Origin of the sequence: Flavobacterium phragmitis, assembly GCF_900112575.1 — a bacterium.
GTDB classification, from domain to species: domain Bacteria; phylum Bacteroidota; class Bacteroidia; order Flavobacteriales; family Flavobacteriaceae; genus Flavobacterium; species Flavobacterium phragmitis.
This window is the reverse complement of sequence record NZ_FOMH01000003.1, coordinates 287170-299919: the sequence shown is the minus strand read 5'-3', so window position 1 is coordinate 299919 and position 12750 is coordinate 287170. Positions and strand designations below refer to the sequence as shown.

The following is a 12750-nucleotide window of genomic DNA, read 5'->3' as shown; positions in this document are numbered from 1 at the left end:
AAGAAGATTTAAGGTTGCAGGATAAAATGAGCTCTTTCGGGCTGTCTGAAATTATTCTCAGATGCTGTAGTCAGGGCAATTTCGATTACCTTTTTCAATTTAGAAAAATCACCTGGTTTTCGAATATAATAGGAAGCGCCATTTTTATATAAGTTGTTTACAATTTCGCTGTCTAATGAAGTCGAAAAAATAATGACGGGCAGATTTTTTAGTTTTTCATCTGCTTTGATTTCTGCTAGACATTCTATGCCATTTTTTCTAGGCATGTTTAAATCAAGAAAAAGTACATCTGGAAAATTATTCGAACTGTTGGTTTTTAAATAATCCATCAATTGTACTCCATCGTGCACTATAGAAAGAGCAGCGTTAATTGAGGTTTCGTCGAGAGCTTCTTTAAAGAAAAGGCAGTCATCATCATCGTCATCAGCGAGTAAAAGATTATAGCGCTCTGTATTCATTTTCTTATATTCTCAATTTAGGGTTATATTTATTTCGATAAATTTAACTTTTTTCGGTCAGATTTCCCGTTTTTTTAGGAAGAATGTTTTTCTCAAATCAAAATATTTAAACGTTTAAAATAGGTTTTCATAAATGGATGCAATTTTATTTTAAAAAATACGTTTACTATATTCTTGCAGTATGCTGATGAAATAAGTCAGTAAAATGAGAACCCAATCTCTTTGAATCCCTTTTAATAATGCCTTTTTTTTATCTAAAGAAGCACCATTTGTTGTTTACTGTATCCACAAAGTGTAAAATAATTATACACTATTTTTGCACCTCTTTTTTATAAAATGCTCTATACCAGCTTTAAACCGTATTGGCACGCCAGTTGCAAATTGTGTTTATGTCAAAATCTTTGATGAGTTTGTTTTTTTATTGTTCTCTCCATACGAGCAACAATAAAGCAGAAAGAAAAGATTTTACTAAAAGCCATAATTAAGCAATCAAATAAGGAGTATAAGCATGGAAAGCGAAACATTTATCTCAGAACAATTTTATTCTAATGGTAGTACAGCTATCAGTGGAAAATCAGTAAACGGTTCTATTTTCGGAACTAAAGAAAAATCAACAAAAATACACGTAGAAAGACCAACAAGTCCGTTTGGATTAGCCGTTCTTATTGGGACATTTGTGCTAATGCTGGCAGGAGTATATGCAGTATATCTTTTACAAGACGATTTCGAGCAATTTCATTTTGAAAGAATCGCTTCGACTTGGGGATTACCATTTTTAATCATCACGACTATTTTATTCTTTTATCAAACGGGAGTTTTCCTTTACAGTTCTTATTTGTACTTAAGATACAAAGCAATCGAATCAGTTTCAGATGATTTATTGCCAACTTGTACGATTATAGTTCCAGCATACAACGAAGGAAAATTGGTTTGGGATACTTTATTAAGTCTTGCAGACAGCGATTATCCAGCAGAAAAATTACAGCTTTTAGCGATTGACGATGGTAGTAAAGATGATACCTGGTACTGGATGCAGGAAGCAAAAGCAAAATTAGGAGATCGTGTAACGATTTTCCAACAACCAAAAAATCAAGGGAAACGTCAGGCCTTGTACAGAGGTTTTAAACTGGGAACAGGAGAAATCTTTGTCACGGTTGACAGTGATTCTATTGTGAAAAAAGATACTTTAAGAAACTTAGTTAGTCCGTTTGTGGTAAACAAAAAATGCGGAGCTGTTGCAGGAAACGTTCAGGTTTTAAACAACAAATCGGCTATTTTACCAAAAATGCTGAATGTAAGTTTCGTAATGAGTTTTGAATTCCAGCGTTCTGCAGAAAGCGAATTAGGATCTGTATTATGTACACCAGGAGCTTTGGCAGCGTATAAAAGGGATGCAGTTTTCAACTGTCTTCCAGAATGGATCAACCAGACTTTTATGGGCGAGCCATCAGATATTGGAGAAGATCGTGCTTTGACAAATATGATTTTGAAACAAGGTTTTGAAGTTAAATTCCAAAGAAACGCAGTGGTATTGACTAACGTTCCTGAAGAATACAAAGGATTATATAAAATGTTCATAAGATGGGCGAGAAGTAACGTTCGTGAAAACCTGATGATGGCAAAATATGTTTTCAAAGATTTTAGAAAAGGATCAAAATTTGGAGCAAGAATGCTTTTTGCAAATCAGTTCTTTAAAATCGCAATGACCTATCCTTTTATCTTGTTTATGTTTTATTTTATTGCAGTTCATCCAATATTATTCATAAGTTCAACATTCTTGGCCATTTTAATTTTCTCAAGCTTTTCAATGTTGTTCTATGCAAAAAGATACAATTTGGCTGAGTCTTTCTGGGCGTATTCATACAGTGTTTTCTACACTTTCAGTTTATTCTGGATTGCACCTTACGCCATTGCAACAGCAAACAAAAAAGGCTGGTTGACAAGAGGTTTATAAAATTTGTACACTATATTTCTATATAAAACTCCACCCAAGAAAATTACCCGTTGTAAAATTTTTACAGCGGGTTTTTTATTTTAAATGTGTTTCTTAGGTGTGAATTATTTTTTAGCCACAACCCGAGCGATAGCGAACAGGCGAAGCAATTACACAAATTTTCACAAATTAAAAAGCTAATTGCCTCCAGCTTTAGCTGGAGATTAACAAATAAATTCACAGAATAGGGCTTTAGCCAAAAGCATAAATTTGGTTAAAGCCTAATAGTTATATTTAAACAAAAAACGGTGTAATTATTTTTTAACCACAAATTGCACCAATTTTCATAAATTAATTCGTGGAAATTTGTGTAATTGCTTCGCCTGTTCGCTATCGCTCGGGTCGTGGCAAATAAAAAACTCTATCAAATTTTTATCTGGATTCTAATGATGCAATAATCTGCTTTTTCATTGTGGTATGTATATAATCCAAAGCTTCGGCGTAAGAAATTGCATAATGCCTTTCGATGTTTTGATATTCAGATGGGAATAAGCTCAAAATTTTATCATAATAAACATTCAGTTGATCGTCTGCAGGCATTTCATATTTCAAACGAAGTTGAAATCTTCGGAGCAAAGCGCTGTCAATAATTTCGTAATGATTGGTAGCACAAATCAATAAACTATCAGCAGGGAAATAATCAAAAAGCTGAATTATTGTGTTGACCAAACGACGCATTTCTCCAACATCTTTATCATCGCTGTCACGACTTTTTCCGATTTGATCAAACTCATCTAAAAATAAAACGGCTCTTTCGCGAATGGCCTTATCAAAAATTGCTTTTAAGTTTTTAGAAGTTTCGCCAATTCTGGAATCGATTACGGTGCTGAGGTTAACAATAATGATTTTTTTATTTAATGTATGAGCAATTGCTTTTGCGGTTGTCGTTTTGCCACAGCCAGAACTTCCGTGCAACAGAATTTTATTATCCACTTTAAGATTATACTTTTTAAGCTCTTCGATATATTGGTGTTCTTTGATAATCTGTAATAAAGCAGTTTTGTTTTCATCACTAAAGAACAAATCGTCTAAAGCAATTTTTTCGGTATCGTTTACGGTAAGATCATTCAGATTCATCTGCGGTATATTTTCAGCAAAATTAAGTTTTATTCTGTAATGTTTTCGTTCCAGATTTCTTTTCCGAGAAAGCGGTTTCCAAAAATCGAAGTACCAATTCTAACCATGTTGGAACCTTCTGCAATCGCAAGTTCCAAATCCTGAGACATTCCCATAGAAAGTTTTAAATCTTGTAAACCTTCAATTCCTTCTTTATAAATTTCATCCCGAATCGTTCTTAAAAGTCTTAAGGACGGAATCATTTTTTCTTTCTCAACATCCAATAAACCAATCGTCATTAAACCTTTAATGTTTAAAGTCTCGTATGATTTTATTTTTTTGATGAAATCCAAAACAGTTGAAGGTTCTAGACCGAATTTACTTTCTTCATAAGAAGTATTCACCTGTACAAAAACATCCAGTTTTCTATTTTGATTTAGAAGCTGTTTGTTTAATTCTTCTGCCAGATTCAAGCGGTCGAGAGATTGAATACAACTTACATATTTCAGAACATCTTTTACTTTATTCGTTTGAAGATGTCCAATAAAGTGACGTTCGATAGGAAGATGTTTCAATTCGGAATCTTTATCCCGTAATTCCTGCATTTTGTTTTCGCCCATTAAAGTTTCACCCGCTTCAATAGCAATTCTGATTCGGTCTGCTGGAACGGTTTTAGTAGCTAGTAAAAGCTGAACATCGGCAGGATTTCGTCCAGAAGTTTTACAGGCATTTTCGATACGCTGATGCACCTTTAGTAAATTAAAAATTATCTCATTTTTCATCCTGTAAAATTAATTCTAACTCTTAAAATTTTACTGGACCAGTATCTTTCAAAAAATGAAAAAACTGGATGATTTTCAACTTTCAGATCCAACGTAAATTTGTACCATAAAACAATAAAACTCAGCCACTCAGTGACTTAGTAACTTAGAAACTAAAAAAAAATGAAAATAGCAGTTTGGGATACTTATGTAACCCGCAAAGATGGAAAAATAATGCACTTTGATATTTTGGTAGATGAAAATGTCAATGATGCCGAACAAGTGTATAAATATGGTAAAATATACCTAAAAAGTGTAGCGCAGGAAGGACAGACTTTATCGTCTAAAGAATGCCGTTTCTGCCACATTGATAAAGCACCAATCGAAGTTGAAAACCAAATCCGGGAAAATGGGTTTTCTATTATTGAAATGGAAAACTGTAATTAAATTTGATTCAAACACATAGAAAGGCTTCGACTCCGCTCAGCCAGACAAACATCATGTCACCCTGAGCGAAGTCGAAGGGCTTTATCTGAATAAGGTTTAAAAAAAACGATACAGCATTTAACACATAGTCTCTGTGTTTTATTGCAAGTGAAATGCCTTTCAACAGCATCAAAACTATGTTTCTATGTGTTTAAAAAACTTTTTTACAAAAGCTTAGCAAGCGCCTTAATCCCTTCTTCCATTTGTTTTTCTGAAAGAGAAGCATATCCCAAACGAAATCCTTTTATGGTTTCGCTGAAGCTGAATCTTTCTGGATTCATAATCTGAATTCCTTGTAATTTTAGTTTTTCATGAACTTGTAAAACGTTGATTTCAGAATTGGGAACAATCCAAAATGCTAATCCACCTTCCGGTTTTGTGAAAGTAATTTTGCCTTGAAGATGTTGAATTAAAAGACTTTCAAAATAATCCCTTTTACTTTTATAAACAAGAGTAGCTTTTTTAAGATGACGTTTTATTTTGCCTTCGTTGATGAGGTATAAAACTGCTTCTTCCATAATATTATCGCCCTGAACATCAATGATTTTTCGATGTTTTGCTATTTTCTGAATGTTTTCAGATGAAGTTGCCAAGTAACCGATACGTAGTGCAGGAGCCACAATTTTACTGAAAGTGCCGATATAAATGTAATTTTTTAAAGCTGAATAACTGGAAAGCGGTAAAATTGGGCGTTGTCCAAAATGAAACTCGTTATCATAGTCATCTTCAATAATCGTAAAACCATATTGATTGGATAATTCAATAAGTTTTAATCTTTTTTTTAGAGACAAAGTTACGGTAGTAGGAAACTGATGATGCGGTGTTACATAAATCGCTTTTATGTTTGGATGCTTTAGCAGATACTCTTCAACCTGATTTATATCTAATCCGTCGGGTTCTAAATCTACGGGAAGTAGCTTTGCTCCCGCATTTTCAAAAGTTTCCCAGGCAGGTTTGTAACCCGGATTTTCAATTAAAACAAAATCTCCCGCTTCCAAAATACAATGTGAAGCAAGATACATCGCCATCTGGCTGCCGCGGGTAATGCAGATTTGATCGTGAGAAATACGCATACCACGTTTGAAATTCAGCATTTGGGCAATCGATTTTCTGAATTCAGGATTTCCTAATTCACTGCTGTAACCCATAATCTGCCAGCGTGATCTTCGGCTGAACAATTCTCTGTAGGCTCTTGCCAAATCATTCATTGGTGCCAATCGGCTGTCGGGAAGACCGTCATCAAAACTCAGATAACTTTTAGTTTCTTCAATAATGGTTTTCGATTCCTGTTTATCTTCTGAAACGGGAGAAAACTGTGGAAGCGGATGTGTAACAAAAGTTCCTTTTCTGTCAACAGAAATCAGCCAGCCCTCGGCAATTAAAACATCCAAAGCTTCAACAACAGTATTTCGGTTGACTTTCAATAATTCAGCCAGTTGTCTGCTTCCTGGTAATGCATTTCCGCCAATTAATTTTCCTGTTTTTATAGCCTCAATTACTGCATCGGCAATTTGAAGGTAAATCGCTTTATCGGATTTTTTGTCAAGCTGAATTTCTAATGGCCAAGGACGAAGCATCTGGACTGGTTGTTTGGATTGTTGGACTTTTTTTTGGTAGTCCAAATTTAAGTTTTTTAAATGAAAATCCAAGATTCTATTTCTTTAAAATAAATCTTATTTTGTTGTTTTTTAGACTTTTAGGAAATATTTCATAAAGAAAGCAGATTTAATTTTGCATCGTTAAGTAGATGATTTTAAACATTTTAAATTCTTAAACCGCTTTATGAAAATTCTAAAATTGATATTCTTTGTAACCACATGTGTTTTTGGGAATCATGGACATGATGAGAATAAAATTTTTACCGATTCCGAAACAGAACGTTTTAGTCAGCAGATTGAAGCAGTAAAGTCTATGATTGCATCCGGTTCTTATAACTCAAAAATTGCCTTTTTTATGGATATGAGAATCAAATCAGGTAAAAACAGATTCTTTGTTTATGATTTAGAAAATAATAAGATAATTGATGAAGGTTTAGTAGCAAACGGTTCCGGCTCGGAAACCGATATTAGAGGAGAACTAAAATTTAGCAATGAACCCAATTCGAACTGTACTTCATTGGGGCGCTATGCGGTTGGGAAATCCTATAGAGGAGGTTTTGGTAAATCTTATATTTTAAAAGGATTAGATCAGACCAACAATAATGCAGTTAAGAGAATGATTGTACTGCATTCGTATTCGGCAGTTCCGGAAAATGAACAAGATTATTACATCGCGCTCAGTCACGGCTGTCCGATGGTGAATGAAGTTTTTTTTAAAAGGCTTGAAAAAATAATAGACAACTCTAAGTCGACAATTATCTTAAATGTTTATTACTGAAGAAGATCTTATTTTTATAGGATTTAAACTTATCAAACAATTAAGATTTTTAAAAGTTTGTTCGTACACGTTTTTGAAATTTGAAGCTATTTTTAATATAGTTTTCTTATAATTCTTAACAGATTCGAAATATTTGCTAATTTCGTGACTTTATTCTTACTTAAAATTAAGGCAACTTGTCAAAACAGAATCTAAATCCAGATATTCTTATACTAAATCGTCTGAAAAGGAACGACGAATCTGCTTTGACAGAATTGTATAATAAGTTTTGGCAACCCTTATTTATGGCTTCTTACAATGTCTTAAAAGATAAAGAATTATGTGAAGACGTTATTCAGGATGTTTTTATGAATATTTGGCACAATCGAGAAAAACTAGAAATTCATACTTCCCTAAAAAGTTATTTGTATGCTTGCGCTCGATATCAGGTTTTTAATCAGATCAAAAAAAACAAAGACAAAATTCGTGTAGAACTTTTTGAGGAATTAAATACACGTTTTCAAAATACCACTCCCGAGACGCAATTGATGCATGAAGAATTGATACAGCATATAAATATGGTTGTAAATAATCTTCCTGAAAAATGCCAATTGGTCTATAAGCTGAGCCGGGAAGAACAGCTCAGTCATAAAGAAATAGCTGAACGTTTGGATATTTCTACAAAAACAGTCGAAAACCATATTACGAAAGCGCTTCATGCCATTCGTTTATCAATGGGAACCAGTACAAGTATGGCAATGGTTTTATGGCTTTCAAAAAATCTTTTTAAGTAAGATTTATTCTCTTTACACGCCTTTAAATTAATAGAAAAGTGAGACTGTTATTCTTGGAATAACAGTATTAGTTCTATTGTCTTATTTCATATTCTTCAAAAAAATAAAAAAAATGCTATTCCGACTAGGGGATAACATTTGTTTTTGACACTTACTTAAAATGAGCCCCAATTAATTTAAAATACAAAATGAAAAAAGACGAATTTTTGGCGTTGCTGGAGAAGTATCTTTCTGGAGAAACCAATATAAAAGAGCAAAAAAAATTACTTAATTATTACCAAAGTTTCCAAACAAATGCAGAATGGGATGAATCACTAGGTTCAAAAGATGAAATTGAGAACCGAATGTTGCTACGAATTCAAAATAGCTTAAAAGTTGAAGAAGTTAAAGTTATACCGTTCAAGCCATTTTATTCCAGATCCATTTTTAAAATTGCAACAGCGGCAGCTATAGTGTTGTTGATTTCTATTACCGCATTATTTAAAACTACTGAAACTGTAGTAAAAGAACAGCCAGAAGCTTTGCCTACAGTTGCAGTCCAAAACATTGCAGTAGGAAGTGACAAAGCTACATTGACTTTAGAAGACGGATCTGTCGTAGCGCTTGAAAAAGGAAAAGCCTATACTAAAGGAAATGTTTCGAGCAATGGAGAAAAATTGGTTTATGATGCAAAAAGTAAATCTGAGAAAATAGCCAACAATATATTGACAATACCCAGAGGCGGGCAGTTTTTTGTGCAATTGGCAGACAGTACAAAAGTTTGGTTAAACTCAGCATCCCAATTGAAATATCCGGTATCATTTGCCGAAGGTGAAACCAGACAAGTAGAATTGTTATATGGAGAAGCCTATTTTGAAGTATCGTCAAGTACGAAACATAAAGGAGCAAAATTCAAAGTGAAAACGCAAATGCAAAATGTTGAAGTTTTGGGTACAGAATTCAATATCAAAGCGTATCAAGATGAAAATACAATTTATACCACGCTTGTAAAAGGAAAAGTAGCCATAAACAATAACAAAGCAAAAGAAATCCTGAAACCAAATGAGCAGTCAAGAATCAGTGCCAACAGCAATGAAATTTCAATTTCTACAGTTGATGTCTACAATGAGATTTCATGGAAAAAAGGACTTTTTGTTTTTAAAGGAATGCCATTAAAAGACATTGCAAAAGTATTGTCGAGATGGTATGATGCCGATTTTGTTTTTGCGAATCCAGAACTAGGAAATGTAAAGTTTAACGGAGTTTTGAATAAAAACCAGAAACTCGAAGAAATAGTAGCCACAATCAAGAACAGTAATTTTATTAATGCCTATGAAATAAAAGACAAAACCATAACCATTAAGTAAAAAGAAAAGGGAATAAAGTTTAGACCTCTCACCGTACTGCACTTTATCCCTTTTGCAATGCGAGTCAATTAATTAATTCTAAAAATTAACCAACCAACTAACATGTAAATCTATGAATTTTAAATTAACCGACGTTCTTTTCTTTTTTAGAAGAAGACTAATTATTACCATTATGAGAACTTTTATCTTCTTGTTCTGTTCCACCATTTTTGGTTTTTCGCCTGCCAGCGTTTTTTCTCAAAACACAAAAATTACAATCGAAACTGATAAAATGGTTACGGTAGATGAGGTGTTTGATATTATTAAACAACAAACTAATTGCACCTTTATTTATCAGGAAGATTTGTTCAAGGAACTCCCTAAAGTCCATTTAAAAAAAGGAACCATCAAGGTAGGGGATCTGCTAAAAACAAGTTTTCCTGCAAAAGGCTTCACTTTTAGTTTTACTCCAAACAATACAATTGTTATTAATGAAGTTAAGCCAAGTCCCGAAAAAAAAGTAGAGCAATCGACTTGGATCGAAGTTAAGGGGGTAGTAACCAATCAAAGAAAAGAACCTTTGCCTGGGGTCAATATAAAAGTTAATGGTACCAATACGACTAGGCAGACAGACTTTGATGGAAAATACTCCATAACTGCACCTAGTGATGGAACACTATTTTTTAGTTATGTAGGCCATAAAGTAGAAATGGTGGCAGTAAACAATCGAAAAGTAATAAATGTAACACTTCAGGAAGAAACAAAAGAGTTAACAGGAGTTACTATAAACACAGGAGTTACAGTTCGTAAAAAAGAACTCATAACAGGAGCAGTAACCTCTTTTAGAGGAGAGGAATTGAGACAGGTATCGACACAAAATGCGGTGCAGGCTTTAAAATCTTTAGATCCCTCTTTTATTGTTGTCAACAATAATTTGGTTGGTTCAAACCCAAATGTTTTGCCTACAATAGAGGTAAGAGGGCAGACCAGTATCTCGGCAAATCAAGTCGAAAGCCAGTTTAAAGACGATCCTAACCAGCCATTATTTATTTTGGATGGATTTCCAACCACATTACAACAGGTAGTTGATTTAGATATTAACAGAATTGCCAATATTACGCTATTAAAAGATGCGGCTTCTACTGCCTTATATGGTGCACGTTCCGCCAACGGAGTTGTGGTTATTGAAACGATAAAGCCTTTACAGGGAAAACTACAGGTTTCCTATGTATACAATTCTGCTTTTGAAGTAGCCGATTTAAGTGTGTATCATTTAATGAATGCAGAACAAAAGTTAGAGTTTGAAAGACTATCCGGGGCTTTTAATGCTTATTCAGGAGCGTCGCCAGCAACGCAGTTTGAGTGGGATCAAGTTTATAATAAAAGGCTTGCTGATGTTCGGAGAGGTGTAAATACGTATTGGCTAAATGAACCCATACAGATGGGGATTACTTCTGGGCATAGTTTAAATTTGGGAGGAGGAACTGAAGAATTTAGATTCAATATAGCAGGAAATTACAAATCCTTGACTGGAACCATGAAAGGCTCAGAACATAATACCTGGGGCTATAATGCGGGTTTAGTGTACAAAAAAAATAAATTAAGTCTTAGTAATACTTTCTTTGTTTCTGGCGGTACAAATCAGGAATCCCCTTATGGTTCTTTTGCAACTTGGGCAAAAACAAGTCCCTATTATCCAAAATACAATGAAAATGGCGTGATCACTCGTTATTTGGATGGAACGACTGCTCCACTTCCTGATAAAGTGTATATTCCGGTAAATCAGGCGCCAAATCCATTGTATAATGTTTTTTTGCCAAGTTATAACAAAGGAAACAACTTTAATTTTACTAATAATTTTGCTTTAAACTATGATGTAAACACGCACATTAAAACGACTGGCGCATTGTCAATTTCTAAAATGGATATCAATAATACTGTCTTTGTTTCTCCAGATGATACCCAATTTATAAAAAAAAATGCTACAGAAAAAGGAACCTATACTAGACAAGAAGCCCGAATAGACAAGTGGAATGCCAATATTGGTGGTACCTATTCAAATGTTTTTAATAATGTTCATTCTTTTAATTATACAATCAGGGCTTCTGCTCTCGAAACCAGAAACAATTCTTATACATCTGCTTTAAGAGGTTTCCCAATTGGAGTAGATGGAAATCCGGCATTTGCTTTTGGATATGAACCTTATGCAAAACCAAAAATTTACACCGATTTAATTAGAAGTGTTGATTTGACCAATCAAATTAACTACGCTTACGACCGACGCTTTTTGTTCGATTTTACTCAGACCATTTCTGGGGCTACCAATTTTGGTTCAAACAAAAAATACTCACCCTATTGGGGCATTGGTTTAGGATGGAATTTGAACAACGAGTTTAAAATGAACGAAGATATTGTAAACGTATTAAAAGTACGCGCCAATATTGGTCAGACCGGAAATCAGAATTTAGTTGGGTATGCTTCTTATGATGTTTATGCTTATAACCCCAATACTAATGTTTTTGGTTCTGGTATAGCAATTTCTCAGATCGCCAATCCTAATTTAGAAGCACAAAAAACCAAGGACTTATCTGTTGGTTTAGATCTGGCGATGTTCAGAAATAAATTAACGGCAACTATCGGAGCTTACAGACGCAAAACTACACCACAAATTGTAGCGATCGATTTAGCTTCTTCAACAGGAATTGATGGTTATCCTATAAATTTAGGATACTTGACTACTGAAGGTTTAGAACTTAAAATGAACTATAACTTTATTTATAATGTAAAAGATAATTTTATTTGGGGTGTAGGTTTGATGGCGACCTCAAATAGTAATAAACTAGGTGGTTTTAATAATGCTTTATCTTCCTTAAACGATGCCGCTCAAAAAGCGGGAAGTTTAACCCGATATTATGATGGTGCCAGTACAAATGATCTTTGGGCAGTACCATCATTAGGAATTGATCCAGCAACGGGGCAAGAAGTTTTCTTAAAGAAAAATGGACAGACTACTTATATTTTTGATAAGAAAGATGAAGTAGTGATGGGGAATTCCAGAGAAAAAGCAACAGGAGTTGTTTCTACAAATCTAACTTATAAAGGATTTAGTTTTGGTCTCTTTGTACGCTACAGTTTGGGTGCTGATAGATTTAACAGTGCTTTATTCAATAAAGTAGAAAATATCTCATCTAGTAATATTTTCGACAATCAGGATGCAAGAGCTCTTACAGACCGCTGGACTACTCCGGGTCAAATGGCAGAATTTAAGGCGATCAGTTTGACCAGTTCAACTCCAATATCTTCCCGTTTTATTCAAAAAGATAATTATCTGTCAGGAGAATCTGTTCGTTTAGGATACCGATTAACAGACAGGGAATGGCTAAAAAGAAATGGATTAACAGGCCTAGGGATTAATGTTCTGGCAAATGAGTTTTTCCGTGTTTCTACCATAAAAGCAGAACGTGGAATCGATTATCCTTTTGCAAGAACGTATTCACTTAGTTTAAACTTATCTATTTAATA

At 34.0% G+C, this 12750-nt stretch carries 10 protein-coding genes; 6 read left to right on the top strand and 4 right to left on the bottom strand.

What is annotated here, in order from left to right; all coding sequences use genetic code 11:
* Nucleotides 1-8 precede the first annotated feature (8 nt).
* Complete coding sequence (locus BM289_RS06845) at nt 9-458, bottom strand: response regulator (RefSeq protein WP_091491949.1); 450 nt, start codon at nt 456-458, stop codon at nt 9-11.
* A gap of 508 nt (nt 459-966) precedes the next feature.
* Between BM289_RS06845 and BM289_RS06840 the strand changes: the two genes are divergently transcribed.
* Entirely contained in the window at nt 967-2412 is a 1446-nt protein-coding gene (locus BM289_RS06840) for a glycosyltransferase family 2 protein (protein WP_091491947.1), read from the top strand.
* Between the two features lie 411 nt (nt 2413-2823).
* Here the strand turns inward: BM289_RS06840 and BM289_RS06835 are convergent, their stop codons facing one another.
* Nucleotides 2824-3528 carry an AAA family ATPase gene (locus BM289_RS06835; RefSeq protein WP_091491946.1) on the bottom strand — a complete coding sequence of 235 codons (705 nt, stop codon included), beginning with the start codon at nt 3526-3528 and terminating at the stop codon, nt 2824-2826.
* 29 nt (nt 3529-3557) lie between these two features.
* Nucleotides 3558-4289, bottom strand: coding sequence for a YggS family pyridoxal phosphate-dependent enzyme (locus BM289_RS06830; RefSeq protein ID WP_091491944.1), 732 nt, complete (start codon nt 4287-4289; stop codon nt 3558-3560).
* A 162-nt stretch (nt 4290-4451) separates the two neighbouring features.
* Between BM289_RS06830 and BM289_RS06825 the strand changes: the two genes are divergently transcribed.
* On the top strand, nt 4452-4715 hold the full coding sequence (locus BM289_RS06825) for a DUF2024 family protein (protein WP_091491943.1): 264 nt from the start codon (nt 4452-4454) through the stop codon (nt 4713-4715).
* 203 nt (nt 4716-4918) lie between these two features.
* Here the strand turns inward: BM289_RS06825 and pdxR are convergent, their stop codons facing one another.
* Nucleotides 4919-6331, bottom strand: coding sequence for a MocR-like pyridoxine biosynthesis transcription factor PdxR (gene pdxR / locus BM289_RS06820; RefSeq protein WP_091492318.1), 1413 nt, complete (start codon nt 6329-6331; stop codon nt 4919-4921).
* Nucleotides 6332-6536: 205 nt separating this feature from the next.
* On the opposite strand from pdxR, the gene BM289_RS06815 reads away from it, so the two are divergent.
* The 4 genes from BM289_RS06815 to BM289_RS06800 all read left to right on the top strand — a co-directional run bounded on the left by BM289_RS06815 (nt 6537) and on the right by BM289_RS06800 (nt 12748).
* Nucleotides 6537-7130: a murein L,D-transpeptidase catalytic domain-containing protein gene (locus BM289_RS06815; RefSeq protein WP_091491941.1), complete on the top strand. Its 594-nt coding sequence runs from the start codon at nt 6537-6539 to the stop codon at nt 7128-7130.
* A 176-nt stretch (nt 7131-7306) separates the two neighbouring features.
* The gene (locus BM289_RS06810) at nt 7307-7903 is read left to right on the top strand and encodes an RNA polymerase sigma-70 factor (RefSeq protein WP_143102054.1); all 597 of its coding nucleotides are present in this window, start codon (nt 7307-7309) and stop codon (nt 7901-7903) included.
* A gap of 188 nt (nt 7904-8091) precedes the next feature.
* Nucleotides 8092-9249, top strand: coding sequence for a FecR domain-containing protein (locus BM289_RS06805; RefSeq protein ID WP_091491938.1), 1158 nt, complete (start codon nt 8092-8094; stop codon nt 9247-9249).
* A 112-nt stretch (nt 9250-9361) separates the two neighbouring features.
* Nucleotides 9362-12748 (top strand): SusC/RagA family TonB-linked outer membrane protein, encoded by a 3387-nt coding sequence (locus BM289_RS06800; protein ID WP_091491937.1) that lies wholly within the window; start codon nt 9362-9364, stop codon nt 12746-12748.
* The last annotated feature ends 2 nt before the right edge of the window (nt 12749-12750 follow it).